This is a genomic window from Nocardia sp. NPDC050718 (genome assembly GCF_040654235.1).
Lineage (GTDB): Bacteria > Actinomycetota > Actinomycetes > Mycobacteriales > Mycobacteriaceae > Nocardia.
Window position 1 is genome coordinate 186390 of the sequence record NZ_JBFAHQ010000004.1, and the last position, 24481, is coordinate 210870.

25 protein-coding genes are annotated in these 24481 nt (G+C 67.6%); 15 read left to right on the forward strand and 10 right to left on the reverse strand.

Translation table 11 applies throughout. From position 1 onward, the window contains the following. The first annotated feature begins 143 nt into the window (after nt 1-143). Genes AB0H54_RS19870 through AB0H54_RS19895 form a run of 6 tightly spaced genes read left to right on the forward strand, consistent with a single transcriptional unit; the run spans nt 144 to nt 5834 of the window. On the forward strand, nt 144-1349 hold the full coding sequence (locus AB0H54_RS19870; protein ID WP_357346784.1) for a cytochrome P450: 1206 nt from the start codon (nt 144-146) through the stop codon (nt 1347-1349). Beyond that, nucleotides 1349-2146, forward strand: a complete 798-nt coding sequence (locus AB0H54_RS19875) for an SDR family oxidoreductase (RefSeq protein WP_357346785.1) — start codon at nt 1349-1351, stop codon at nt 2144-2146. Before AB0H54_RS19870 ends, AB0H54_RS19875 begins: the two co-directional genes overlap by 1 nt. Then, nucleotides 2143-2346, forward strand: a complete 204-nt coding sequence (locus tag AB0H54_RS19880) for a ferredoxin (protein ID WP_357346786.1) — start codon at nt 2143-2145, stop codon at nt 2344-2346. The genes AB0H54_RS19875 and AB0H54_RS19880 overlap by 4 nt, the downstream gene beginning before the upstream one ends. A gap of 31 nt (nt 2347-2377) precedes the next feature. Further along, nucleotides 2378-2929, forward strand: coding sequence for a nuclear transport factor 2 family protein (locus AB0H54_RS19885; RefSeq protein ID WP_357346787.1), 552 nt, complete (start codon nt 2378-2380; stop codon nt 2927-2929). Beyond that, nucleotides 2926-4185, forward strand: coding sequence for a hypothetical protein (locus AB0H54_RS19890; protein ID WP_357346788.1), 1260 nt, complete (start codon nt 2926-2928; stop codon nt 4183-4185). Before AB0H54_RS19885 ends, AB0H54_RS19890 begins: the two co-directional genes overlap by 4 nt. Nucleotides 4186-4211: 26 nt before the next feature. After that, nucleotides 4212-5834, forward strand: coding sequence for an acyl-CoA synthetase (locus AB0H54_RS19895; protein ID WP_357346789.1), 1623 nt, complete (start codon nt 4212-4214; stop codon nt 5832-5834). Nucleotides 5835-5965: 131 nt separating this feature from the next. Here the strand turns inward: AB0H54_RS19895 and AB0H54_RS19900 are convergent, their stop codons facing one another. Beyond that, a complete protein-coding gene (locus tag AB0H54_RS19900; RefSeq protein WP_357346790.1) occupies nt 5966-6556 on the reverse strand; it encodes a helix-turn-helix domain-containing protein in 591 nt (196 codons plus the stop codon). 96 nt (nt 6557-6652) lie between these two features. Between AB0H54_RS19900 and AB0H54_RS19905 the strand changes: the two genes are divergently transcribed. After that, nucleotides 6653-7483: an SDR family oxidoreductase gene (locus AB0H54_RS19905; protein WP_357346791.1), complete on the forward strand. Its 831-nt coding sequence runs from the start codon at nt 6653-6655 to the stop codon at nt 7481-7483. 76 nt (nt 7484-7559) lie between these two features. Beyond that, nucleotides 7560-8144: a TetR family transcriptional regulator gene (locus AB0H54_RS19910; RefSeq protein WP_357346792.1), complete on the forward strand. Its 585-nt coding sequence runs from the start codon at nt 7560-7562 to the stop codon at nt 8142-8144. Nucleotides 8145-8186: 42 nt separating this feature from the next. Here the strand turns inward: AB0H54_RS19910 and AB0H54_RS19915 are convergent, their stop codons facing one another. From AB0H54_RS19915 to AB0H54_RS19925, 3 genes are read right to left on the reverse strand one after another with little or no spacing between them, the layout of a single operon-like run. Next, nucleotides 8187-8840 (reverse strand): MBL fold metallo-hydrolase, encoded by a 654-nt coding sequence (locus AB0H54_RS19915; RefSeq protein ID WP_357346793.1) that lies wholly within the window; start codon nt 8838-8840, stop codon nt 8187-8189. Next, complete coding sequence (locus AB0H54_RS19920; RefSeq protein WP_357346794.1) at nt 8837-9922, reverse strand: S-(hydroxymethyl)mycothiol dehydrogenase; 1086 nt, start codon at nt 9920-9922, stop codon at nt 8837-8839. The genes AB0H54_RS19915 and AB0H54_RS19920 overlap by 4 nt, the downstream gene beginning before the upstream one ends. 22 nt (nt 9923-9944) lie before the next feature. After that, entirely contained in the window at nt 9945-10685 is a 741-nt protein-coding gene (locus tag AB0H54_RS19925; protein WP_357346795.1) for a glucose 1-dehydrogenase, read from the reverse strand. 83 nt (nt 10686-10768) lie between these two features. Here AB0H54_RS19925 and AB0H54_RS19930 point away from each other — a divergent pair, with 83 nt between their 5' ends. Further along, nucleotides 10769-11857, forward strand: a complete 1089-nt coding sequence (locus tag AB0H54_RS19930; RefSeq protein ID WP_357346796.1) for a diacylglycerol kinase — start codon at nt 10769-10771, stop codon at nt 11855-11857. A gap of 69 nt (nt 11858-11926) precedes the next feature. Here AB0H54_RS19930 and AB0H54_RS19935 read toward each other — a convergent pair whose 3' ends face one another. The 6 genes from AB0H54_RS19935 to AB0H54_RS19960 form a co-directional block, all read right to left on the reverse strand. Beyond that, a complete protein-coding gene (locus AB0H54_RS19935; protein WP_357346797.1) occupies nt 11927-12952 on the reverse strand; it encodes a prenyltransferase in 1026 nt (341 codons plus the stop codon). Further along, on the reverse strand, nt 12939-13670 hold the full coding sequence (locus AB0H54_RS19940) for a methyltransferase domain-containing protein (RefSeq protein ID WP_357346798.1): 732 nt from the start codon (nt 13668-13670) through the stop codon (nt 12939-12941). Before AB0H54_RS19940 ends, AB0H54_RS19935 begins: the two co-directional genes overlap by 14 nt. Next, complete coding sequence (locus tag AB0H54_RS19945; RefSeq protein ID WP_357346799.1) at nt 13664-14941, reverse strand: glycosyltransferase family 4 protein; 1278 nt, start codon at nt 14939-14941, stop codon at nt 13664-13666. The genes AB0H54_RS19940 and AB0H54_RS19945 overlap by 7 nt, the downstream gene beginning before the upstream one ends. A gap of 22 nt (nt 14942-14963) precedes the next feature. Next, nucleotides 14964-16208, reverse strand: coding sequence for a cytochrome P450 (locus tag AB0H54_RS19950; protein ID WP_357346800.1), 1245 nt, complete (start codon nt 16206-16208; stop codon nt 14964-14966). Nucleotides 16209-16255: 47 nt separating this feature from the next. Then, the gene (locus AB0H54_RS19955; protein WP_357346801.1) at nt 16256-17608 is read right to left on the reverse strand and encodes a cytochrome P450; all 1353 of its coding nucleotides are present in this window, start codon (nt 17606-17608) and stop codon (nt 16256-16258) included. A gap of 106 nt (nt 17609-17714) precedes the next feature. After that, a complete protein-coding gene (locus tag AB0H54_RS19960; protein ID WP_357346802.1) occupies nt 17715-18314 on the reverse strand; it encodes a TetR/AcrR family transcriptional regulator in 600 nt (199 codons plus the stop codon). Nucleotides 18315-18448: 134 nt separating this feature from the next. Here AB0H54_RS19960 and AB0H54_RS19965 point away from each other — a divergent pair, with 134 nt between their 5' ends. The 6 genes from AB0H54_RS19965 to AB0H54_RS19990 are packed head-to-tail and all read left to right on the forward strand — an operon-like array spanning nt 18449 to nt 24322. Continuing rightward, nucleotides 18449-19918 carry an aldehyde dehydrogenase gene (locus AB0H54_RS19965; RefSeq protein ID WP_357346803.1) on the forward strand — a complete coding sequence of 490 codons (1470 nt, stop codon included), beginning with the start codon at nt 18449-18451 and terminating at the stop codon, nt 19916-19918. 52 nt (nt 19919-19970) lie between these two features. After that, nucleotides 19971-20720 carry an SDR family oxidoreductase gene (locus AB0H54_RS19970; RefSeq protein WP_357346804.1) on the forward strand — a complete coding sequence of 250 codons (750 nt, stop codon included), beginning with the start codon at nt 19971-19973 and terminating at the stop codon, nt 20718-20720. Beyond that, nucleotides 20717-21604: an NAD(P)-dependent oxidoreductase gene (locus AB0H54_RS19975; protein ID WP_357346805.1), complete on the forward strand. Its 888-nt coding sequence runs from the start codon at nt 20717-20719 to the stop codon at nt 21602-21604. The genes AB0H54_RS19970 and AB0H54_RS19975 overlap by 4 nt, the downstream gene beginning before the upstream one ends. After that, nucleotides 21601-21987, forward strand: coding sequence for a carboxymuconolactone decarboxylase family protein (locus AB0H54_RS19980; protein WP_357346806.1), 387 nt, complete (start codon nt 21601-21603; stop codon nt 21985-21987). Before AB0H54_RS19975 ends, AB0H54_RS19980 begins: the two co-directional genes overlap by 4 nt. After that, entirely contained in the window at nt 21984-23483 is a 1500-nt protein-coding gene (locus AB0H54_RS19985) for an FAD-dependent oxidoreductase (protein WP_357346807.1), read from the forward strand. Before AB0H54_RS19980 ends, AB0H54_RS19985 begins: the two co-directional genes overlap by 4 nt. After that, nucleotides 23468-24322: an LLM class F420-dependent oxidoreductase gene (locus AB0H54_RS19990; protein WP_357346808.1), complete on the forward strand. Its 855-nt coding sequence runs from the start codon at nt 23468-23470 to the stop codon at nt 24320-24322. Before AB0H54_RS19985 ends, AB0H54_RS19990 begins: the two co-directional genes overlap by 16 nt. Nucleotides 24323-24481 lie beyond the last annotated feature (159 nt).

Consider the following 24481-nt stretch of genomic DNA (forward strand, 5'->3'; position numbering starts at 1 on the left):
CGTCGCGGCGAATTTCGCGATGAGCATTGTTATGGGCTCATGTCGGTGATACCGTCCAGACACATGTCCAGTCAATTGTCCCTCCGGCCCGGTCGGATGACCTGGGACCGGGCACGCCCGCTATTGAATTCGAGGTACACGTGATGCCGTCGGCCGCAGTGGAGCCGTTCACGTTCGATCCGTACGACTACGCGTTTCACGACGATCCGTATCCGACCTATGAGCGCCTGCGCACGCAGAACCCGCTCTACCACAACGCGGATCTGGACTTCTGGGCCCTGTCGCGCCACGCCGATGTCATCGCCGGATTCCGTGACCACGTGCGCCTGTCCAGCGCCAACGGGGTCTCCCTCGATCCGGCTGCCTGGGGACCGCACGCCCACAAGACGATGTCGTTTCTGGCGATGGACGATCCGCGGCACATGCGGATGCGCAAGCTGGTGTTCAAGGGCTTCACGCCGCGCCGGGTCGCCGAGATGGACAGCCGAATCCACGAGCTGACCCTCGAGCACCTCGAACCGGCGCTGGCCGAGGGATCCTTCGACTGGATCGAGGACTTCGCGGGCAAACTGCCCATGGACGTCATCTCCGAACTCCTCGGTGTCCCGGTCGCCGACCGTGCCGAGGTGCGCCGGCTGGCCGATCTGGTGGTCCACCGCGACGACGGGGTGCTCGATATGCCCGCCGCGGCCATCGAGTCCGCGCTCGAACTCATCGTGTACTACAGCGAGATGGTCGCCCGCCGCAGGCGGCTGCCGACCGACGATCTCACCTCGGCCCTGCTCGACGCCGAGATCGACGGTGACCGGCTCACCGACGAGGAGATCATCGGGTTCATGTTCCTGATGGTGGTCGCGGGCAACGAGACCACCACCAAACTGCTGGGCAACGCGCTGTACTGGGCCGCGCGCACCCCGGGCGAGTACGCCAAGGTGGTCGCCGCCCCGGACCTGGTGCCGGACTGGGTCGAGGAGACGCTGCGGTTCGACACCTCCAGTCAAATCGTCGCCCGCAGCGCCACCACCGACATCGAGATGCACGGCCGGACGATCCCGGCGGGCGCGAAAGTGCTGCTGCTGATGGGGTCCGCCAACCGGGACTCCGCGGTGTTTCCCGACGGCGACGTCTTCCGGATCGACCGGCCGGAGAAGGGCGCGCTGGCCAGTTTCGGCGCCGGCGTGCACTTCTGCCTCGGCGCCCACCTGGCGCGGCTGGAGACCACCATCGCACTGCGCGAGTTCGTGTCCCGGGTCGGTGACTACGCGCTCGACGACACCGGGATCGTGCGGGTGCATTCGACGAACGTGCGTGGCTTCGCCACGCTTCCCATCACTACGGAGGTCCACTGATGCCCCGCTTCGCACCCCAACCCGACTCCCGCCCGGCGCTCGTGGCGGGAGCATCGTCGGGCATCGGCGCGGCCACCGCCCAGGCGCTGGCCGAGGCCGGCCATCCCGTCGTGCTCGGTGCACGTCGGCTCGACGAGTGCGAGATGTTGGCGGCCAAGATCCGCGCTGACGGCGGCCAGGCGCTGGCCTGTCGCCTCGATGTCACCGACACCGGGTCCGTCGACAGCTTTGTCACCGCCGCGGAAGCCGAGTTCGGGCCGACCGAGATCCTGGTGTCCGGGGCCGGGAACCTGGTCTTCGGTCAGGTCCACGAATTGACCCCCGAGCAGTTCCTTCGCCAGGTCGACGTCCACCTGGTCGGCCCGCAGCGGCTGGCCCACCGGGTGCTCCCGGGCATGATCGAGCGCGAACGCGGCGACTTCGTCATCATCAGCTCCGACACCGCGCCGTCGCCGCGCCCGCGTTCGGGCGCCTACCCGGCCGCGAAGGCGGGCCTGGAAGCGATGGCCCAGCAGCTGTGGATGGAGCTGGAGGGTTCCGGCGTGCGCGCCTCGGTGGTGCGGCCCGGCCCGACCAAGACCTCGATGGGTTCCGACACCACCGCCGAGATCATCGGGCCGGTCCTGCAGGACTGGGCCACCTGGGGATTCGCCCGGCATTCCGAGATGCTGCGCGCGTCGAATCTGGCCGCGGCCGTTCTGGCCGTGGTGTCGGCGCCGCGCGGCGCGCATATCCGGCTGACCGAGGTGCAACCCGAGGCACGAGTGCAGCCGAGGACCGACGGGAGCCTCGCATGAAGATCGTCGTCGACCTGGATCTGTGCCAGGGCCACGCGGTCTGCGCGGCCGAGGCACCTGAGGTCTTCACCGTTCCCCGTCGCGGCAAGGTCGAGATCCTCGACACCGATCCCGCGCCGGAATCCCGCGCCGCGGTCATGGACGCCGCGCGCTACTGCCCCACTCGCGCGCTGTCGATCATCGACGGCGACGACAACTGACCTGCCCGATAACCCCGAAAGGACTGAGAACATGGCTGCTTTCGATCGCGCCGAGCTCGACGAGATGGTGACCCGCTGGCTGCAGGCCAACAAGGACTGCGAGGCCGAGGGCGACTGGCGCCCGCTGGCGCAGTACTACACCGAGGACGCCACCTACGGCTGGAACTACGGTCCGACACAGGAATTCATGGCGGTCGGCCGTGACGAGATCCGCGACATCGCCATCGGTGTGGAAATGGACGGCCTCGAGGGCTGGACCTACCCGTATCAGGAGATGGTCGTCGACGACCGCAGCGGCACGGTGATCGGCTTCTGGAAGCAGGTCGCCGACACCACGCGTCCCGACGGTAGCCACTACTCCCCGGCGGGTATCGGCGGCAGCTGGTTCCGCTACGGGGGCAATTTCCAGTGGTCCTGGCAGCGGGACTTCTTCGACTTCGGCAATGTGAGCTCGCTGTTCCTGGAGATGATGTCGGCCGACGCGCTGTCGCCGGGCATGAACAAGCGCATCACCCGGGCCGTCTCCGGTGACCCACTGCCGGGCTGGTACAAGATCGGCGAAGCCCCGGTGCCGCTGTGGTGAGCGAACCGGACCGCGCGCCCAGCGGTTTCGCGGACCTGAGCCGGAGCGAACTGGCGATCCTGGTGCCCGAACTATTGCTGAGCGGGCACCTGATCGACCGCTCCGGGATGGCGCACAGCATCGCGGCTTTCGGCCGCGAGGGCATGGCCGAGGTGGCCATCGAAGAATGGCAGGTGGCCAGTCCCGTCTACACCCGGCGGATGCAGCGCGCGCTCGGCTTCACCGGCGACGGAGTGGAGACGATCTTCAAAGGGCTGCAACTCGATATCGGGGCGCCACCGCAGTTCATGGACTTCCGCTACCGCGTGCACGACCACCGGCACGGCGAGTTCTGGCTCGATCACTGCGGCGCGCTCGCGGACGTGGAACCCATGGGGGAGTCCTACGTACGGTCGATGTGCCACGATATCGAGGACCCCACCTTCGACGCCACCGCCCTGGCCACCAACCCGCACGCCCAGGTGCGGCCGATCCATCGGCCGCCACGGGTGCCCGCCGACCGTCATCCGGTCTGCGCGTGGACGGTGGTCATCGACGACTCGCATGTCCCGCCACCGGTTCCGGCCAACTTCGAGACCGTCGCGCGATCGCAAGCCGCCCAGGTGGTGCTGGATCCGATCGATCCACTCGACCCCGGACTCGGTGACTACGCGGGCCCGCTGCTCAGCGATCTGCGGTTCGGCGACTTCTCGCGCTCGGCGCTGATCCGAATGGCTGACGAGGTGTGCCTCCAGCACCACCTGCTGACCCTCGGATTCCTCATCGCGGTCGGTGCCAGGGCCGAGGACGCAGCGGCCGCCGACATCGGGCGCAGGCAGTTCGCCGGCATCGCGGGCCTGACCGCCGAGCGGCTGCGCCTGGCACTGGGTCTCGGTGACGACGATGCCGCCCTGGCCCAGGTGCTGCGGCGACATCCGGCCTGGAACCCACTGTGCTACACCGGCGTCCGTGTCGATCACGCCGAGATCGGGGTGCGCGTGCGCATCCCGAAGCGCAGCGGGGCTATGACCGACAAGGTCTGGCCCGCGCTGATCGACGCCACGCATCTGGCGCCCTTGGATGCGATGGCGCGCGGGGTGAATCCGCGCTTCACGGTCCACGTCATCGACGACACCGACGATGAACTCGCGGTCGGATTCCTCTTGGCGGAGAAGCCGTTCGCCGAGTCGGGCGAAGTCGCCATCACCCGGTTCAGCACCGGTGCGAACTTCCAATTCGCCGACCGTGGCATTCCACTTCCGCTGACCGTGATCTGACAGCACCACCGAGAGATTGAATTCCTATGGCGTGCACCTTCGCTGACCTGTTCGAGCACGCGGTAGACGCGATGCCCGGGCGCACCGCGCTGATCCACGGCGATCGGCGCATCACCTTCGATGAACTCGACGCCCGGGCCAATCGCCTGGCCCACCACTTGATCTCGATCGGCATCGGCCCCGGAGTCCATGTCGGATTCCAGATGCACAACAGCATCGAGACCATGGAAACGATCATCGCCTGCTTCAAAGTGCGGGCGGTGCCGATCAACATCAACTATCGCTACCGCGCCGAAGAATTGCACTACCTCTACGACAACGCCGATATCCATACCCTGGTCTTCCACCGCAGCTATGCCGAGGCGGTCGAGCAGGCGCTGCGGCAGGCGCCGCGGGTTCGCCACGCGATAGTCGTCGACGATGATCTGGGCAGCGATCACCTCGACACCGGAGCGGTGCCCTACGAGTCCGTGCTCGCCGCATCGACGGCGCGGCCTCAGGTGCCCCGTCACGCCGACGACCTGTTCGTGATGTACACCGGCGGCACGACCGGCCTGCCCAAAGGCGTCATGTGGCGCCAGGAGGACATGTGGCGGGTGCTCGGCGGCGGTATCGACTTCTATACCGGGGAACCGGTGGCGGACGAGTTCGCGCAGTCGCGCGCCGGCGCGCAAGCCGATCCCACCCGGTGGCTGATCCTGCCGCCGCTGATTCACGCGGCGGGGATGATGCCCACCTTCGCCGCGCTGTGGAGCGGCAACACCATCGTCTACGAATCGAGATTCGAGCCTGCCGCCATCTGGCGGACTGTGCAGCGGGAACGGCCCGCGATCATGGTCGTCACCGGTGACGCGATGGCCCGGCCGCTGCTGGATGCGTACCGGATCGCGCTGCCGGACGCGAGCTCCCTCGTCGCCGTCGCCTCGGGTGCGGCCTTGCTGTCCCAGCCGGTGAAGAACGAACTGCTCGAACAGTTCCCGTGCGCCGTGGTCACCGATTCCATCGGATCGTCGGAGACCGGATTCGGTGGCATCGGCTTCGCGACCAAGCACGATGATCCGGGGCGAGGTCCGCGGGTGCAGACCGGCCGCGGTGCCGTGGTCGTCGACGAGGACGGCCGCCCGGTCGCCGTGGGGGAACAGGGCTGGCTGGCGAAGACGGGCGCGGTGCCGCTGGGCTATTACAAGGACGACGAGAAGTCCCGGAAGCTGTTCAAGACCGTCGACGGCGCCCGGATGGTGATCACCGACGATCGTGCCCGGGTGGAAGACGACGGCTCCATCACGCTCATCGGGCGCGGCAATATGGTGATCAACACCGGCGGCGAGAAAGTCTTCGTGGAAGAGGTCGAGAGCGTGCTGAAAGCGCACCCCGCGGTGTTCGACGCGGTGGTTGTCGGCATCACGCACGAAAGATGGGGACAGCAAGTCGCGGCGGTGATGTCACTGTCGGCCTCGACAGAACCCGACTTCGCATCGATCATCGCCCACGTGCGCACCCATCTCGCCGGCTACAAGGTGCCGCGGACACTGTGGATCGCGCAGTCGGTCACTCGTTCGCCCAGTGGCAAACCTGACTATCGCTGGGCCGAGAACTACGCCACCGCCCGCGATCCCGACTACCGGGCCGCGCCGTCGGCTCGCTCGTGAATCGGCACTGAACCCGGTGCACGGTGGTGCACGCTCGTACGGCGCTCTGTCGTCCGGGCGTGCACCACCCGTTGTGGGCCTGCTGTTCCCGGTTCGCGACCGGCCATGTCGGCGCGAACCGGTAGCTCGGCTCACTGGCCGGTGACCGGCTGTTCCGGAGCTTGCGTAGCAGGCAACTCGAGTATCCGCGAGCTGTATCCCGTGGCCGCATCGATGAGCGCATCGGTGCATACCCGTTCGAGCAGGTCGACGGATTCGGCATCGGCATCGGGTCCGAGGGCGGCCAGGGCACGTCGGCGAACACGAGCGCTCAGCCGATCCCGTAGCGCGGTGATCCCGGGGTTGTCACCGAGATCGGAGGCCTCATCGGCCATCCGAGAGATCGTGAGCGGCATGGAGGTGTCGTCGGGGTCGGGACCGGCCGCGACCGTGAGCGTGGCCGGTGGAGGGCTGTGCGCGGCCGATGACAGGCTGCGCCATATCGTCTCGGCCGCGAGTCGTTCGCGCGAGCCGAAGTAGGCCCGCACGGTGGCTGTCGTGATTCCGGCGTCGTCGGCGACAGCGTGGAGGCTGAGACCGTCGAAGCCGTTGCGGGACAGGACACGAATCGTGGCATCCAGGATTCGCGCGCGGGTCTCGGCCTCGTCGTCGGGAATCCGTCGGTCAATTTCAGCGGTGGAAGACACTGTTTCGGACACAAGTCTAGATGCTATTCTGGACACCACTGCAAGGCAATGGATAGTGGCTGAGACGACAGTCATATCGCCCAGGAGGTGCGGAAACTTGATGAGTAGGCAACTGAGTATCTGGCGGCGGTCATGGGTGTGAGTCCAACCTCGACCGCGTCGCGCACGATCGCCATCACGGGAGGCGCGCGCGGAATCGGGCGGGCCATCGCCGCCGAGCTGGCGACGCGCGGGTGCTCGGTCGTCATCGGCGACATCGATCTCGACACGGCGGCCGACACTGCGGCAGCCCTCGGGCTCGCGGGCGCCTTCGCACTCGATGTCACCGACCCGGCTTCGTTCGAGCGCTTTCTCGGAAACGCGGAGAACGCGGTCGGGCCCCTTGATGTCCTGATCAACAATGCCGGGGTCATGCCCGTCGGGCCCTTTGTCGAAGAATCCGACAACATCACCCGCCGGATACTCGACATCAATGTCTACGGCGTCATCGCCGGGACGAAACTGGCACTGCCGCAGATGCTCTCGCGCCGGCGCGGGCACATCGTGAACATCTCCTCACTCGCCGGCGAGAACCCGACCCCGGGGATGGCTACCTACTGCGCCAGCAAGCAGGCGGTGCTGAGTTTCACCGAAGCGATGCGCCGGGAACACCGTGGTCGTGGTGTGCACTTCTCGGCGGTCCTGCCGACGTTCACCCGCACCGAGATGATCGCCGGGACGCGCGCGCCCTTCGGGCTGCTGGCCGAACCCGAGGACGTCGCCCGGGCTGTCGCGGGCCTGGTTGCGCGACCGCGTCGGCGGGTCACGGTAACGCGCCGAGCCGGCTGGCTGGCCGCGATGGACAAGGTGACGCCACGGTTGATCAGTGAATTCATGGTCCGGCGGCTCGGCATCGACCACACCTTCCTCGACGGGGTGGACCAGTCCGCCCGCCGCGGCTACAACGAGCGCCTCATTCGCTGACCATTTCACCGCCGGTCCGGCGACAGGCGTGGCACAATTGTCGTTCTGGACAGATGTCGGTGTAGTATTCGGACATATGTCTGCTCCTGCGTCGAACCCCATGGAAGCCACCCGGCGCCGTCTGACCGGAAAACAGGCCGAGACGGTTGCCCGGCTGACCAGTGCCGCGGTCGTCGTGTTGGCTCGGGAAGGCTACGCGGCCACCACCATCCGATTGATCGCGGCCGAGGCCGGTGTCGGCACGGCCACCGCCTACACCTATTTCTCCTCCAAGGATCACATCATCGCCGAGGTGTACTGGCGGCGGTTCACCGCCACAGAACCCGAGGACCTTCCCGACGCCGATCCCGCGACCCGCGCCATCGCGGTGCTGCGGCAGGTGTCCACGCTGGTCGCCGACGAGCCCGCCCTGGCGGCCGCGATGAGCCAAGCCCTGCTCGGCGAGGACCCCGATGTCGCGCATCTGCGGGTCCGGATCGGCACGGCCCTGCACGAGCGCCTGGTCGAGGCGCTGGGATCGGACAACCCCGAGCTCGTCGAGGACCTCGAAGACCTCGAGTTGGTGTACTACGGCGCGATGCTGCAGGCGGGAATGGGACATCTGACATACGCCGCGGCGGCCGATCGCTTGGAGCGGTGCGCTCGTCGCCTGTTGGGGTGACTCGCGATCGAGTCGATCGCGAGTCACCGCCTTATCTCCGAGCTACCAGCCTCGGTCGATCCACTCGTCGAGACAGGGCGCCGCAGTGCCCACCCGGGTACTCAAACCATGACCGGTCAGTACGGTCGTTTCGGGTGGCAGACTGAACAGGCGGTCTCGAATCGAGCCGATGATGGTGGGGAAATCCGAGAAGGAGCGCCCGGTCGCGCCCGGGCCGCCCGCGAAGAGTGTATCGCCACTGAACAGGGCCGAGAGTTCCGGCGCCCACACGCATATCGACCCAGGGGAGTGGCCTGGCGTATGGATGATATGTAATTCGGTACCGGCCACGGTGATTCGCAGGCCGTCCTCGATCGGCTGGTATCGCACGGTCGGGTGAACCGCGCGCCAGAGCATGTCGTCACCGGGGTGCACCAGCACCGGGGCGTCGACCGATCGGGCAAGCGTAGGCGCGACACCGATGTGATCATTGTGCGCGTGCGTGCAGACGATCGCGCGGACCGCTCGCCCGGCGATCGCCTCGCGAATCGCCGCGGCATCATGGGCTGCGTCGATGACGACAACCTCGGTGCCGTCCCCGACCACCCACACATTGTTGTCGACCGCCCAGCTGCCACCGTCGAGTTCGAAGGTTCCGGAGGTGATCACCTGCCTAATGTGCTCGGTGGACTGCGCGGCGGTGGAATCGGTGGTCACCAGGTGACCACCGAGCGCAGGACCCGGCCGGACTTCATCGTGGCGAAGGCCTTCTCCACCTCGTCGAGCCCGATCCGTTCGGTGACGAACAGGTCCAGCGGCAGACGCCCCTGGCGATACAGTTCGATCAGGGCAGGGAAGTCGCGTTCGGGGAGGCAGTCGCCGTACCAGGACGATTTCAGTGCGCCACCATGGGAGAACAGGTCGAGCAGCGGCATGTCCAGGCGCATGTCCGGAGTCGGTACCCCGACCAGGACGACCGTCCCCGCCAGGTCCCGCGCGTAGAAGGCCTGCCGCCAGGTCTCGGGTCGGCCCACCGCATCGATCACGACATCGGCACCGAAACCGCTGGTGTAGTCCTTGATTCGCTCGACCGCATCGTGCGCGGTGGCGTCGACGAAGTGCGTGGCGCCGAGTTCGGCGGCGGCGGACAGTTTCGCCGCGTCACGGTCGACCGCGATGATGGTGGTGGCACCCGCGAGTTTCGCCCCGGCCACCGCCGCCGCGCCGACGCCGCCGCATCCGATCACTGCCACGGTGTCGCCCCGGCCGACCGCGCCGGTGTTGAGCGCCGCGCCGAGACCGGCCATGACACCGCACCCGAGCAGGCCGGCCACCGCCGGGTCGGTAGTGGAATCGACTATGGTGCACTGCTTTTCGTGGACGAGAGTCTTGTCGGCGAACGCCCCCACGCCGAGCGCGGGCGTGAGCTCCGTGCCGTCTTCGAGGGTCATCCGACGCTCGGCGTTGGCAGTGTCGAAGCAGTACCACGGCCGCCCGCGCCGGCACGCGCGGCAGGCGCCGCACACCGCGCGCCAGTTGAGGACGACGAAATCGCCGACCGCGACATGGGTGACGTCGGCGCCGACTCGGTCGACGACGCCGGCGGCCTCATGGCCGAGCAGGAACGGGAACTCGTCGTTGATTCCGCCCTCGCGGTAGGTGAGGTCGGTATGGCACACGCCGCAGGCCAGCACCCGGACCACGACGTCGTGCGCGCCGGGATCGGGGAGGCTGATCTGGACCATTTCCACGGCGGCGCCGGGATGGCGGGCGATGATGCCCCGGACCGTTTCGGTCATTGTCGCTGCTCCTTCGGGGCGGTTACGAGCCGTTGTGGGCCACCGCGGTCACCAGACCGCCGTCGACGATGAATTCCGACCCGGTCGAGTAGGACGATTCGTCACTGGCCAGGAACACCACGAACGGTGACACTTCGCTGGATTGGGCGGGCCTGCCGAGCGGGATATTGAGCAGGTCGTTCGGGATGCGCTCGGTCATGGGAGTGCGAATGAGGCCGGGGTGCAGTGAGTTCACCCGGATGTTGTGGGGGGCCAGTTCCAGCGCGGCGGATTTCGACAATCCCCGCACCGCCCATTTGGACGCCACATATCCGTGTGCCCAGGGCGCGCCGCGCAGCCCCTCGATCGAGGAGACGTTGATGATCGAGCCGCCACCCGCGGCGATCATCGCGTCGACCGAGGCGCGGATACCGAGGAAGGTCCCGGTGAGGTTGACGTCGATGATCCGCTGCCACTTGGCCATATCGAACTTCTGAATCGGCCCGCCGTTGACGATGCCCGCATTGTTGACCAGAACATTCAGCGTGCCGAAACGGTTCACCGCCTGCGTGACCGCGGCCTCCCACTGCTCGATATCGGCGACGTCGAGGTGCGTGTACAGCGCTGCGTCACCGAGTGATTCGGCCAGCGCCCGGCCCTCGTCGTCGAGTACATCGCCGATGACGACCTCGGCGCCTTCGGCGACCAGTGCGCGCGCGTGTTCTGCGCCCATCCCGCGTGCGCCGCCGCTGATGATGGCAACTTTTCCGTCTACACGTCCCATGCGGGAGAGGCTAACATGCAAGCTGGAATGAAATCCAGACTAGTGTCTGGAATCAAGAGTGGACGAGTGTTTTAGGAGGACGGATGCCTATCCGTGTCGCCCATGTGGGCACCGGAAACGTCGGCCGGTTGGCGCTGGCCGGTCTGATCGAGAGCCCTGACTACACAGTGACCGGGGTCTGTGTGTCGGCTCCGGAGAAGCTCGGCCGGGATGCCGGGGACCTCGCGGGCCTGGAGGTCGCCACCGGGATCGCCGCGGTCGGTGACCTCGATGACCTCCTGGCCACCGATCCGGAATGTGTCGTCTACTGCGCCATGGGTGACACACGCTTGAAGGAAGCGATCGAGGACTGCCGGCGCCTGCTCGCCGCCGGTGTGAATGTCGTGGGTTCGGCGCCGGGAATGCTGCAGTATCCCTGGAACGCGCTCCCGCCGAAATACATCGCGAGGGTGGAAGATGCTGCTGAGCAAGGTGATTCGAGCCTGTTCATCACCGGCGTCGATCCGGGTTTCGCCAACGATCTGCTGCCGCTGGCGCTGACCGGAACGTGCCAGACCGTCGAGCAGGTGCGCTGCCTCGAGATCGCCGACTACGCCACCTACGACGGCGCGACCGTGATGTTCGACGTGATGGGCTTCGGGCAGCCGCTCGACGAGGTCCCGATGTTGTTGCAGCCGGGCATTCTCAGCCTCGCCTGGGGGCCCGCGATCCAGCAACTCGCCTCGGGGCTCGGTCTCACACTGGACGCGATCACCGAGGACTACGAGCGGGTCGCGGCGCCGACCGGTTTCGATATCGCGGCCGGGCGCATTCCCGAAGGAGGTTTGGCCGCGTTGCGTTTCCAGGTCCGCGGCATGGTCGCGGACCGGCCGGTGATCGTCGTCGAACACATCACCAGGCTGCGTGAGGACCTGTGCCCGGACTGGCCGCGACCCGCGCAGGAGGGGGGCTCCTATCGCGTCGAGATCGTCGGTGAGCCCTCGTATCACGTCGACATCTGCCCGACCAGCCGCAACGGGGACCACAACCACGCCGCGATCGTCGCCGCCGCGGGCCGCATCGTGAACGCGATCCCCACCGTCGTGGCCGCGCCGTCCGGTATCCGGACGATGCTGGATCTTCCGCTGGTCACCCGCCCCGGACGGTTCGTCGAGGCCGCGGCACGAGTCTGATGGCACCGCCGGGCGGAGAGCGCACTCGTGGTCGCGCTCGCCGCCCGGCGGTGGTGTGCCGACGCGGGTTCAGGAGGGCTGCGCGTCGCGGAAGATGCCGTTGCCCGGGGTGGTGCGCGACAGGGCGTCCGCGGCCAGGATGACGGCCGCCGCGGTCCAGGTCGTCCGTTCTTCGGGCCAGCGTTTCCCGTCGGTGAAGACCAGGCCGGTCCAATAGGATCCGTCCGATTCCCGCAGGTGCTGGATAGCGGTGAACAGGGCGTTGGCCGCGGCGTCGTTGCCGTTGGCGTCCAGCGCCAGGACCAGCTCGCAGGTCTCGGCGCCGGTGACCCACGGGGCGTCGGAGACGCAGCGGATGCCGAGATCGGGCACGACGAATTCACCCCAGTGCCGCTCGAGGTGTGCGTGTGCCGCCCGGCCGCGCAGCGCTCCCGCCAGGATCGGGTAGTACCAGTCCATGGAGTATCTGCTCTTGTCCAGGAAGGCTTCCGGGTGATCGCGCAGCGCGCCGCCGAGCTTGCGGCGCGCGCTCGCCCAGTCGGGCCGGGGATCGCCGACCCGGTCGGCGAGCTCGAGCGCACAGCCGAGGCTGTGGTAGATGCTGGAGCAGCCGGTGAGCAAGGCTTCGCCCGAGCTCCCGGATTCACCGGCCGACCAGTGGATTTCGCCGTGCGCACCCCGGGGCAGGTCGAGGACGAAATCGATGCCGGCGCGCACGGTCGGCCACAGGTCGGCGACGAAGCCGCGATCACCGGTGACGGTCAGGAAATGCAGCATCCCGGTGGCCAGGTAGGCGCAGAAGTTCGTGTCGGCATCGGCGTTCTCGATCACGCCCTGGCGGATCTGCATGGGCCAGGAGCCATCGTCGCGCTGGGTCTTGGCCGACCAGATGTAGGCGTCGCGCGCTTGGTCCCACAAGCCCGCGACCGTGAGGCCCATGGCGGATTCGACGTGGTCCCAGGGGTCGGTGTGGCCGCCGGTGAACCACGGCAGCGCACCGTCGGGTTCCTGTGCGGCGGCGATGGATTCGCCGGTTCGGCGGATATCCCGGCTGGTCAGGACCCCGGGAACCGCCGGCAACTCAGGAAAGACCATGGGCCACAACCGGTTTTGTGAAGTAGAGTGCCACGCTCTTGCCGATCAGTGGATTGAGCAGGGTTTCGGCGGTCCGGGTCAGCGTGGGCGCGGACATCATGTCCCACACCAGGAACCGGTGATAGGCGGCCACCACCGGGTGCTTGTCGTTGGCGACCCCGAACGTGCACTTGAGCCACCAGAAAGGGGAGTGCAGGGCATGGGCGAAGTCCTGGTGCACGAACCGCACGCCGCGCGCGGTGATCTTGTCGCGCAACTCGTCGGCCTGGTAGATGCGCACATGGCCGCCCTCGTTGGCGTGGTACTCATCCGACAGGGCCCAGCAGATCCGTTCGGGCAACCAGCGTGGCACCGTCACAGCCAGGGTGCCGCCGGGCTTCACCACCCGGACCAGCTCGGCGATGGCCTGACTGTCGTGCGGGATGTGTTCGAGGATCTCCGAGGCGATGACGACATCGAATTCCCCGTCGCCGTAGGGCAGATCGAGGGCATCGCCGCGCACCGTCTCGGCCTTCGCGTACTCCGGCGCCTCGCAGGCATCGGCCATCGCCTCGAACATCAGTGCCACGCCGGCCAGATCCTCGGAATTCTGGTCGAAGGCCACCACATCCGCGCCGCGGCGGTAGGCCTCGAAGGAATGCCGGCCTGCCCCGCAGCCGACATCGATGACGCGTTTCCCCGGGCCGATGCCCAGCCGATCGAAGTCGACGGTCAGCATGTGCGCTCCTGGCTGTTCGAAGTGAAGGGATGTATCGATCGGGCCTGGACCCGGTGACGTCGCTCGATCGCCTGTTCGTAGACCGCGACGGTCTGTGCGCCGACCGCGGCCCAGCTGTAGACGTCGAGGGCGCGCCGGCGGCCCGCGCGCTCCAGATGCCGTAACCGACCCGGATCTCCCAGCAGCGCATCGAGCCGGCTGGTCAGCGCGTCGACATCGCCGGGCTCGACGAGTTCGGCGCAGTCGCCGACCACCTCGGGCAGCGCCCCGGCCCGGCTGGCGACCAGCGGGGTTCCACTGGCCATGGCCTCGACCGCGGGCAGCGAGAACCCTTCGTACAGCGAAGGGATACAGGCGAGCTGCGCCGAGGCGAGCAGCTCGGCCAACTGCTCGTCGCTCAGTCCGCTCACCGTGGTGACCACGTCGGCGAGGCCGAGCTCGGCGATGAGTTTCTCGGTCGGCCCGTTCGGCTCCAGTTTCGCTACCAGCCGCAGCTCGACATCCTGCGTATTACGCAGTCGCGCGAGAGCTTTCAACAAGTGCGCGATACCTTTGAGTGGCTTGTCCGCGCTGGCTACCGCGACGATCCGCCCGGGTACCCGGCCGGTGTCGCGCGGCCGGAACAGGTCGGTGTCCACACCGAGAGGCACCGTGTGCAGCTGCCGCGGCGACACCCCGAAGTCCGCGGCGATGTCGGCCGCCGAGGACGTGGAGACCGTGATCAGATCGGGAATCGCGCGGGCTACCCGTTGCTGCATCCCGAGGAATCCGTACCAGCGCCGCACCAGCGGTTTACGTCGCCACGGTGCCGCGGCCAGGTCCACCGCCCGGTCCCGGGTGATCGGATGGTGGATCGTCGCCACCAGCGGCACCAGTTCGGCGATGTCGAGCAGGCCGTCACCGAGGCATTGGTTGTCGTGCACGATGTCGAACTCGTGGGCGCGCGAGCGCAGCAGCCGCGCGGCGCGCCTGCTGAACGTGCGCGGCTCGGGGAACCCGGCAGTCCACATGGTGGCGAGTTCGAGCAGGTCGATCCGGTCGCGGATCTCGCTCGGGTGCGGGGTGCGGAACGGATCGTCGTCACGGTACAGATCCAGGCTGGGTACCTCGGTCAGCCGCACGCGCGGATCGAGGTGTTCCGGATAGGGCTGGCCGGAGAAGACTTCGACCTGATGGCCGAGCTCGGCCAGGCCCTGACTCAGATACCGGACGTAGACCCCTTGGCCGCCGCAGTGGGTCTTGCTGCGGTAGGACAGCAGGGCTATGCGCATGTTCTCGCCTGTCGTTCGGGTGCTACTCGTAGCGCACGTGCCAATGCTTGATGCCGTTGATCCAGCCGTTGCGCAACCGCTCCGGTGCCGATACCTGCGACAGGTTCGGCATCGCGTCGGCGATGGCATTGAACATCAGATCGATCTCCAGCCGTGCCAGGTTGGCACCGACACAGTAGTGCGCGCCCGTGCCGCCGAAGGCGAGATGAGGGTTGGGATCGCGCAGGATGTCGAATCGGAACGGATCCTCGAAGGCCTCTTCGTCGAAATTGGCCGAGCTGTAGAACAAACCGACGCGCTGACCCTCGCGGATGAGCTGACCGCCGAGTTCGGTGTCGGCGGTGGCGGTGCGCTGGAAGACGGTCACCGGGGTCGCCCACCGGATGATCTCGTCGGCCGCGGTGCGCGGGCGCTGTCGCTTGAACAACTCCCACTGGTCGGGGTTGTCGACGAAGGCCTTCATGCCGTGCGTGATGGCGTTGCGGGTGGTTTCGTTACCGGCCACGGCGAGCAGGATCACGAAGAAGCCGAACTCGTCGGAGCCGAGGGCTTCGCCGTCGAGGTCGGCGTGCACGAGTCGGCTGACGATATCGTCGAGTGGATCGGCACGACGCTGCTCGGCCATGTTCCAGGCGTAGCCGAGCAGCTCGACCGAGGCGTTGTCACTGACGGTGGTCGTGGCGGTGTCGCCGTATTCCGGATCGTCGTAGTTGAGCATCTGGTTGGACCAGTCGAACAGCTTGCGGCGGTCTTCCTGGGGGACGCCGATCAATTCGGCGATGGCCTGCAGTGGCAGCTCGCACGCGACTTGTTCGACGAAGTCGCCGGTGCCCGCCACCTTGGCCGAGGCCACGATGGCCTGCGCTCGCGCGGCGAGGGCGGCGCGCAATCCTTCCACCGCGCGCGGACTGAAGCCCTTGGAAATGATGCGGCGGATCTTCGTGTGCTTCGGCGGATCCATGTTGAGCAGCAGTGCGCTGGTGAGTTCGATCTGGTCGACCGTGATCTGGCCGGGCAGCCGGATGACCGAGCCCTTCGCCTGGGAGGAGAACAGCTCCGGCTTCCGGGAGATCTCTTTGATGTGTTCGTGTTTGGAGACCACCCAGTAGCCGCCGTCTTTGAAGCCGCCGGACTGGTCGTCGGGCTGGTGGTTCCACCACACCGGAGCGTTGCGGCGCAGCTCGGCGAATTCCTGGACAGGGTTTCGGGTTTCCCACAGTGCCGGATCGGTGAAGTCGAATCCGGCGGGGATGGACGGCGCTGGCACAGCTTCCTCCTGAAAGGCCGACGGCGTGGTGGACCGGGGTGCGCGGGTCACCGCTGCCGACGGCGGTAGCGGACGCGGCAGGGCTGTTGCAGCTGGACCACCATCTTGGAATGGTCGTTGCGGTAGGTGTCCGACGGCTGGGCCAGCTCGAACTCCCAGTCCCGCAGCAGGATCGAGAAGATGGCCTTGAGCTGCATGAGCGCGAACGGTGCGCCGACACAGCGATGACGGCCCGCGCCGAAGGGGATCCACGTCCAGCGATTGACGATGTCCTCCTGCCGCGGATCGAGGTAGCGGCCCGGATCGAAGGTGTCGGGGTTCGGGAAGTCCTCCGGAATCCGGTTGGAGATCGCCGGCGTGGCGGCCACCATGTCGCCCGGCGCGATCCGCTGGCCGCACACCTCGAACTCGTCGCGGGCGATGCGCATCAGCACGATCAGCGGAGGATGCAGGCGCAGCGCCTCTTTGAGGGCCGATTCCAGGTTCGGGATCTGGCGCAGCGCGTTGTGGCTCACCTCCGAGCCATCGGCGTACAACTCGTCGAGTTCGGTGACGACGGTCGCCAGTGTCTGCGGGTTGCGCAGCAGCTCGATGATCGTCCAGGCCGCGGTGCCCGAGGTGGTGTGATGGCCGGCGAACATCATGGAGATGAAGATGCCGGTGATCTCGCTGGCGGAGAACCTCGCGATGCCGTTCTCGTCCTTCACCGAGATGAGGACGTCGAGCATGTCCCGGTCGTCCTTGCCGGTGGGCGGGTTCGCTTCGCGCTGGTCCATGATCGCCTGCACGAGCTCGACGAGCTTGACCCGGGCCTCGTCGCGGCGGCGGAAGCTGTCGATCGGCGCGTAGGGATCGACGTAGGCCAGGGCGTCGGTGCCCTGTTCCAGTTCGTGGTACAGGTGCGCGAAGCGGCCATCGAGCTGGTTGCGGAACTTCACCCCGATCAGGCAGGACGAGGAGGTGTAGATGGTCAGCTCGGCGAAGAACTCGAGCAGGTCGATCTCGCCCTCGTCGTCCCATTGGGCGAGCATGGCGTCCACCTCGCGGGCGATGGTGACGGCGTGTCCGCGCATGTGATCCGCGCGCAGCGCCTGATTGTGCAGCATCTCTTTGCGGCGCTCGGGCGGCGCGTCGAAGACGACGCCTTCGCCGAAGATCGGCTTCATGAACGGGTAGGCCGCACCCTGGTCGAGGTCTTCGTCGCTGGCGCGGAAGAAGAACTCGTTGGCCTCGGCGCCGGAAAGGAGGATGACGTCACGTCCGGCGAGCTCGAATGTTCCGACGTCGCCGCATTCGGCGCGCACCCGCTGCATGAGCGCGATGGGATCGGTGCGGAATTCCTCGAGGTGCCCGTGCTCGTCCTCGCCTCCGGACACTCGCTGCGGCTTGATCAGCGTCATTGACAATCCTTCCCGGGAGACATGTCCAGACAGGTGGTGGACATGTGTCTGGACGGTACTATGATTGCGCTGGTTCGACAAGGCCTCAACGGCCCGCCGGTGACGTTCAGTCCGTGGTTTCCGGCTCGGCGAGCAGGCGCCGCGCCGAGGCCTCCAGCAGCTCGGCCACCTCGGGGTAGGACAGCAGCCCCATGCCGGCTTGCAGCAGGGCGCCCGAGTAGAGCAGTTCGAGCATCGAGACGCGCTCGGTGTCCTTGCGGTCGACGCCGATCGCGGCGGCGAGCCGGCCGCGGATCTCCCAGCCGATGCGAACCCGCAGGTGTCCCACGTCGGGGTCGTCGCCGAGGAGGGCGTTCCCGACGGCGCTGGCCAGGGATGGCTCGTCGGCGACCAGCATCGACACCTGGCGAAGGACGGTGACGACGCGGGTGGTCGGATCCGGATCGCTCGACTCCATGGCGGGGCTGGCGATCAGTCGTCGCCAGAACACCTCCGAGATGAGGTGCTCCTTGGAGGAGAAGTAGGTATAGGCGGTGGCGGTGCCGACACCCGCGGCGGCGGCGATCAGCCGGACCGTCGTCCCGGAATAGCCCTCGCGTGCCAAGACCTCGACCGTCGCGGTGGTCAGGCGGTCGACGGTATCGGCCTGCTTTTCGGTGAGCCGCCGCCGAGTTGCTTCAATACCGGTAGATACGAGTTCGGACATGTGTCTGGACGGTATCATCAATAATAGTTCAGTGCAATTACCGGCCGAGTGTCGCCATCTCGTCGCGGCCTTGCGTCCAGCAGCCGATGTGAACTATGGTCCGAACACCTGTCCAGACATGTATCGGAGATTCTATGAACGGCCTCGTTCCTCCCGATGGCACGCCGCTGCTGATCGGCGGAAAGCTCGTCCCCGGCGGGGCGGGGGTGTTCGCGACGATCAATCCCGCCACCGAAGAGGTCCTCGGGCACGCCGCCAATGCCTCCGCCGACGACATGGACGCCGCCATCGGTGCCGCGCGCACCGCCTTCGACGAGACCGAGTGGTCTCGTGATCCCGCGCTGCGCGCGCACTGCCTGCGTCAGCTGCGCGATGTCCTGCGCGACAACATCGAGGAACTGCGCGCGATCACCGTCGCCGAGGTGGGCGCGCCCGTCATGCTCACCAGCGGCCCGCAGCTGGAGGGTCCCATCGCGGATCTGTCGTTCTCCGCCGACCTCGCCGAAAACTATGTGTGGCAGACCGATCTCGGGGTCGCGGAGCAGATGGGGATCTCGAGCAGGCGGGTGATCCGGCGGGAAGCGGTCGGCGTCGTCGGCGCCATCACGCCGTGGAACTTCCCGCACCAGATCAACCTGGCGAAGATCGGGCCCGCGCTGGCCGCCGGAAACACGGTGGTGCTCAAGCCGGCTCCCGACACCCCGTGGTGCGCGGCGGTCCTGGGTCCGCTCATCGCCGAGCACACCGATTTCCCCGCCGGGGTGCTCAATATCGTCACCTCCGACGATCACGCCCTGGGCGCCCGGCTGGTCGAGGATCCGCGGGTGGACATGATCACCTTCACCGGATCGACCCAGACCGGCCGCTCGGTGATGGCGAGTGCGTCGGCCACCCTCAAGCGAACCTTCCTCGAGCTGGGTGGAAAATCGGCCGCCATCGTGCTCGACGACGCGGATATCGCCACGGCGGCGAGCTACACGGCCTTCTCGGTCGCGGTGCACGCCGGCCAGGGCTGCGCGCTGACCACCCGCTTGCTGGTGCCCCGCGCCGCCTACGACGCGGCCGTTGACGCCGCGGCCAAGGCGCTGTCGGGCCTGCGGGCCGGCGATCCGACGAGCCCGGGAACCGTGTGCGGGCCGGTGATCTCGGCTCGGCAGCGCGACCGGGTGGAGCACTATCTCGACATCGCGCGCGCCGAAGGGGGACGCATCGTGGTGGGCGGCGGCAGGCCTGCGGACAAAGACCACGGCTACTTCATCGAGCCGACGCTGATCGCCGGACTCGACAACACCGCCACCGTCGCCCGGGAGGAGATCTTCGGCCCGGTGCTCGTGGTCATCGCGCACGACGGTGACGCCGACGCGATCCGGCTGGCCAACGATTCACCCTTCGGCCTGTCCGGTGCGGTGTGGGGCACCGATCCCGACCGCGTCGAGCGGGTGGTCGCGGGCGTGCGCACCGGGACGCTGAGCGTGAACGGCGGGCTCTGGTACCACCCCGACGCGCCTTTCGGCGGCTACAAGCAATCCGGCATCGGCCGGGAGATGGGTGTCGCGGGTTTCGAGGAATACCTCGAAACCAAAGTGGTCGCCACCCCCGCCTGAAATCCACACCCGTCCGAATTCACTGTCACCCCAGCATGAGGAGCTGAACACCATGGCACGTTTCACTGGCCGGACCGCGATCGTCACCGGCGCTGCCCAGGGCATCGGCGCGGAATACGCCGCAGCGCTCGGCGCCGAGGGCGCCAACGTCGTCGTCGCCGATCTCAATGTCGAGCGCGGCGAGGAGGTCGCCAAGCAGATCAGCGCCGACGGCGGCACCGCGGTCTTCCACCGGGTCGATGTGTCCGATCCCGAATCCGCCACCGCGCTCGCGGAATTCACCGTCGCCGAGTTCGGGGCCATCAACCACCTGGTCAACAACGCCGCCATCTACGGCGAGATGAAGCTGGACCTGCTGCTCACCGTCCCGTGGGACTACTACAAGAAGTTCATGGGCGTGAACCTCGACGGCGCGCTCAATGTGACCCGTGCGGTCTGGCAGCCGATGACCGCGGCCGGTGGCGGGTCCATCGTCAACCAATCCTCCACGGCCGCCTGGCTGTATTCCGGGTTCTACGGGCTGGCCAAGGTCGGGATCAACGGTCTCACCCAGCAGCTGGCGACCGAGCTCGGCGGCTCGAAGATCCGGGTGAACGCCATCGCGCCCGGACCGATCGACACCGAGGCCACCCAGACCGTCACGCCCGGAAACATGGTCAAGGACATGGTCTCGCGCATCCCGATCAAGCGGATGGGCACCCCGCAGGATCTCGTCGGCGCGTGCCTGTATCTGCTGTCCGACGACGCGAGCTGGGTCACCGGCCAGATCCTCAATGTCGACGGCGGGCAGATCATCCGATGACGACCGAATCCGGCCATCTCCCGGTGGGATTCATCGGGCTGGGCAATATGGGCGCCCCGATGGCGAAGCGGCTGCTGGCCTGGCCGGGCGGGCTCACGGTCTGCGATGTGCGTCCCGCGGCGACGCTGCCCTTCACCGAGCAGGGCGCGGCCTCGGCCGCCGACCCGGCCGCGCTGGCGGCGGCGGCACGGGTGATCTCTGTGACCGTCCTCGACGACGCGCAGGTCATCGATGTCGTCACCGGGCCGGCCGGCCTGCTGAGCACCGCCGCGGCGGGCACCGTCATCGCCGTGCACTCGACGATCAGCGACCGGACCGCGGAGCAGCTCGCCGCGGTGTGCGCCGAGCGCGGGGTGGAATTCGTCGACGCGCCGGTCAGCGGCGGTGCGGGCGCGGCCAAGCGCGGCAGCCTGGCCGTCATGGTCGGGGGCAGCGACGCCGCGGTGGACAGCATCCGGGCACCGTTCGGCTGCTTCTCGGACCTGATCGTTCACGCCGGACCGGTCGGCGCGGGCACGCGCATGAAACTGGCCCGCAACCTGCTGCACTTCGTCGCGTTCACCGCTGCCACCGAGGCCCAGCGACTGGCCGAGCGTGCGGGATTGAACATCGCCGACCTGGGCAAGGTGGTGCGTCATTCGGACGCGATCACCGGCGGGCCGGGCTCGATCATGCTGCGCGAGACCACCCGCGCGGTCGACCCCGACGACTTCTGGTTCCCCATTCTCGGCCACGTCCGCGACCTCGGCGAGAAGGATCTCGCGCTGGCGGTGGAACTGGGCGAGCGACTCGACGTGCCGCTCCCGCTGGCCCAGCTGGCCGCGACGCGGTTGGCCGACGGGCTCGGTGTCGGAAAACAGCTGCTAGGCAAGGAGACCGCATGACCACCAATGGACAGCCGGACAGCGACAGCCGCCGGCAACGGGGACTGGCGAAAATGAGCGAGGTGTACGGCTGGGATTTCGCCGACGGCCCCGGTGACCTCTTCGCTATCACCGCCGACCACCTGTTCGCCGAGATCTGGTCGCGGCCGGGACTGACGATCCGTGACCGGCGGCTGCTGTTGCTCGGGGCGCTCAGTGCCCAAGGGCTTTTCGATGTCGCCGAGATCCAGCTGGGCGCGGCACTGCGCAACGACGAACTCGACGAAGCGCAGTTGCGCGAGATCGCGGTGTTCCTGACCCATTACATCGGCTGGGCGCCGGGCATGAAGCTCGACAACGCCGTCGGCACCGTGGTGTCCCAGCATCGCCGCAAGCAGTCATGAGCGGCGTACAGCCCCACCGGGCAGTCGAGATCGACGAGTGGGACGCCCAGGCCGACGTCGTCATCGCCGGCTACGGGATCGCCGGTGTCTGCGCGGCGATCGAAGCGGCGCGCTCCGGCGCCGATGTCCTGATCCTGGAACGCACCGGCGGCTGGGGTGGGGCCGCGGCCTTGGCCGGCGGCTTCGTCTACCTCGGTGGCGGCACCCCGTTGCAGCAGGCGCTCGGCTTCGACGACGACGCGGCGAACATGGAGAAATTCCTGCTGGCCGCCGTCGGGCCGAGTGCCGATCCGGTCAAGATCGCCGACTACTGCGCGGGCAGCGTCGATCACTATCACTGGCTCGTCGACTGCGGAGTCCGGTTCAAGGAGGAGTTCTGGGGCGAGCCGGGCTGGGAACCGCCGCACGACGAGGGCCTGATGTACTCCGGCGGCGAGAACGCCGCACCGTTCAACACGATCGCGACGCCCGCGCCGCGTGGTCACGTTCCGCAGATGCAGAACAAGCGCACGGGGGAGAAGGGCGGCGGCTACATGCTGATGAAGCCGCTGGTCGAGACCGCCGAAAAGCTCGGTGTTCGAGTGGAATTCGACACCCGGATCCAGCGGCTGATCGTCGACGAGGGCGGCCGGGTGGTCGGCGTGCTCGCCCGCCGGTACGGCAAGGACCTCGCCGTCGCCGCGCGCACCGGGGTTGTCCTGGCCACCGGCAGTTTCGCCTACAACCAGGAGATGGTGGCCGAGTACGCCCCGCGCCTGCTCGGCCGTCCGGCCGCCGCGATCGAAGAGCACGACGGCATCGGCATCCAGGTCGCGCAGGAGCTCGGCGCGCAGGTGGAAGCCATGGACGCCACCGAGGTCGCCTTCTTCGGTGATCCGCAGATGCTCGCTCGCGGTGTGGTTGTCAACGGGCGGGGACAGCGATACATCGCCGAGGACACCTACCCCGGTCGCATCGGCCAGGCCACCTTGATCGAGCAGGACAACCAGGCCTTCCTGATCATCGACGAACAAGCCCACGAGGCGGCCCTGGCGACCGTGACGGCCACGCCGTTCTTCCGTCAGCAGCCCACCTGGGTCGCGGAGTCCATCGCCGAACTCGAAAGCGAGATCGGATTGCCCGCGGGCTCGCTGCAGGAGTCGGTGTCCTCCTACAACGAGCATGCAGCACGAGGGGCGGATCCGTTGCTGGGCAAGAAGCCCGAATGGCTCGAGCCGATCGGTTCCCCGGTGGCCGCCTTCGACATGCGCGGGTTCACCGCCGGTTTCCCGCTCGGCGGACTGCGGACCGACCTCGACGCACGGGTGCTGGACACCGCGGGCGTCCCGATCCCTGGCCTCTACGCCGCGGGCCGGTGCACCGCGGGCATCTGTACCGGCGGCTATGCCAGTGGCGCGTCACTGGGTGACGGCAGCTTCTACGGGCGTCGAGCCGGCCGCGCGGCCGCGCGCGAGCAGACAACGAAAGAGACAGAGCGCCCATGCGATTCGGATTAGTACTGTTCACCAGCGATCGTGGCATCACGCCGGCGGCCGCCGCGAAGGCCGCCGAGGAACGCGGCTTCCGGTCGTTCTTCGTGCCGGAACACACCCACATACCGGTCAAACGCGAAGCCGCGCATCCCTCGACCGGTGATGCCTCCCTGCCCGACGACCGCTACACCCGCACCCTGGATCCGTGGGTATCACTGTCCATGGCGGCGGCGGTGACCGAGCACATCGAACTGTCCACCGCCGTCGCCCTGCCGGTCGAGCACGACCCGATCACCCTGGCCAAGACGCTGGCCACGCTCGACCATCTCTCCGGTGGGCGCGTCACCCTCGGTGCCGGATTCGGTTGGAACACCGACGAACTCACCGATCACGGGGTGCCGCCGAACAAGCGCCGCACCGTGCTGCGCGAGTACGTCGAGGCCATGCGGGAACTGTGGACTCACGAGGAAGCGAGCTACCAGGGCGAGTATGTGAGCTTCGGTCCCAGCTGGGCCTGGCCCAAGCCGGTGCAGCCGCACATTCCGGTGCTGATCGGCGCGGCGGGCACCGAGAAGACCTTCCGGTGGATCGCGCGCACCGGCGACGGCTGGATCACCACGCCGACCGAAACCGACATCTCGGTCAGGCTCGCGATGCTGCACAAGATCTGGGCCGAAGCCGGTCGGGTCGATCGTCCCCGCGTGGTCGCGCTGGATTTCAAGCCGGATCCCGACAAGCTCGCGCGGTGGGCCGCCGAGGGCGTCACCGATGTCCTCTACGGCGTGCCGGACCGGTCCGCCGACGAGGTGCTGGCCTACCTGGACCGGCTCAGCGCCAGATTGGCCGCGGTGGAGCTTCCCTAGCCCCACGACGAGAGGGCGCGAGACGAGTCTCGCGCCCTCTCGTCGTGGTCGGGAGCTGCTCGGCATTCGCACTGGTCGACGCAGTCGATCAGCGGGTTCCGACGAGCTGACAGTAATCTGCTCACCAATCTGGATTTGTGTCTGGAATGTGGTCCACAT

Bases quoted from the DNA above. Each gene is read 5' to 3' on its own strand.
- AB0H54_RS19905 (WP_357346791.1), top strand. From the start codon at position 6,653: ATGGGTGTGAGTCCAACCTCGACCGCGTCGCGCACGATCGCCATCACG.
- AB0H54_RS19875 (WP_357346785.1), top strand. From the start codon at position 1,349: ATGCCCCGCTTCGCACCCCAACCCGACTCCCGCCCGGCGCTCGTGGCG.
- AB0H54_RS19955 (WP_357346801.1), bottom strand. From the start codon at position 17,608: ATGACGCTGATCAAGCCGCAGCGAGTGTCCGGAGGCGAGGACGAGCAC.
- AB0H54_RS19880 (WP_357346786.1), top strand. From the start codon at position 2,143: ATGAAGATCGTCGTCGACCTGGATCTGTGCCAGGGCCACGCGGTCTGC.
- AB0H54_RS19975 (WP_357346805.1), top strand. From the start codon at position 20,717: ATGACGACCGAATCCGGCCATCTCCCGGTGGGATTCATCGGGCTGGGC.
- AB0H54_RS19895 (WP_357346789.1), top strand. From the start codon at position 4,212: ATGGCGTGCACCTTCGCTGACCTGTTCGAGCACGCGGTAGACGCGATG.
- AB0H54_RS19965 (WP_357346803.1), top strand. From the start codon at position 18,449: ATGAACGGCCTCGTTCCTCCCGATGGCACGCCGCTGCTGATCGGCGGA.
- AB0H54_RS19925 (WP_357346795.1), bottom strand. From the start codon at position 10,685: ATGGGACGTGTAGACGGAAAAGTTGCCATCATCAGCGGCGGCGCACGC.
- AB0H54_RS19970 (WP_357346804.1), top strand. From the start codon at position 19,971: ATGGCACGTTTCACTGGCCGGACCGCGATCGTCACCGGCGCTGCCCAG.
- AB0H54_RS19980 (WP_357346806.1), top strand. From the start codon at position 21,601: ATGACCACCAATGGACAGCCGGACAGCGACAGCCGCCGGCAACGGGGA.
- AB0H54_RS19885 (WP_357346787.1), top strand. From the start codon at position 2,378: ATGGCTGCTTTCGATCGCGCCGAGCTCGACGAGATGGTGACCCGCTGG.
- AB0H54_RS19990 (WP_357346808.1), top strand. From the start codon at position 23,468: ATGCGATTCGGATTAGTACTGTTCACCAGCGATCGTGGCATCACGCCG.
- AB0H54_RS19920 (WP_357346794.1), bottom strand. From the start codon at position 9,922: ATGACCGAAACGGTCCGGGGCATCATCGCCCGCCATCCCGGCGCCGCC.
- AB0H54_RS19940 (WP_357346798.1), bottom strand. From the start codon at position 13,670: ATGCTGACCGTCGACTTCGATCGGCTGGGCATCGGCCCGGGGAAACGC.
- AB0H54_RS19960 (WP_357346802.1), bottom strand. From the start codon at position 18,314: ATGTCCGAACTCGTATCTACCGGTATTGAAGCAACTCGGCGGCGGCTC.
- AB0H54_RS19985 (WP_357346807.1), top strand. From the start codon at position 21,984: ATGAGCGGCGTACAGCCCCACCGGGCAGTCGAGATCGACGAGTGGGAC.
- AB0H54_RS19870 (WP_357346784.1), top strand. From the start codon at position 144: ATGCCGTCGGCCGCAGTGGAGCCGTTCACGTTCGATCCGTACGACTAC.
- AB0H54_RS19945 (WP_357346799.1), bottom strand. From the start codon at position 14,941: ATGCGCATAGCCCTGCTGTCCTACCGCAGCAAGACCCACTGCGGCGGC.
- AB0H54_RS19935 (WP_357346797.1), bottom strand. From the start codon at position 12,952: ATGGTCTTTCCTGAGTTGCCGGCGGTTCCCGGGGTCCTGACCAGCCGG.
- AB0H54_RS19910 (WP_357346792.1), top strand. From the start codon at position 7,560: ATGTCTGCTCCTGCGTCGAACCCCATGGAAGCCACCCGGCGCCGTCTG.
- AB0H54_RS19930 (WP_357346796.1), top strand. From the start codon at position 10,769: ATGCCTATCCGTGTCGCCCATGTGGGCACCGGAAACGTCGGCCGGTTG.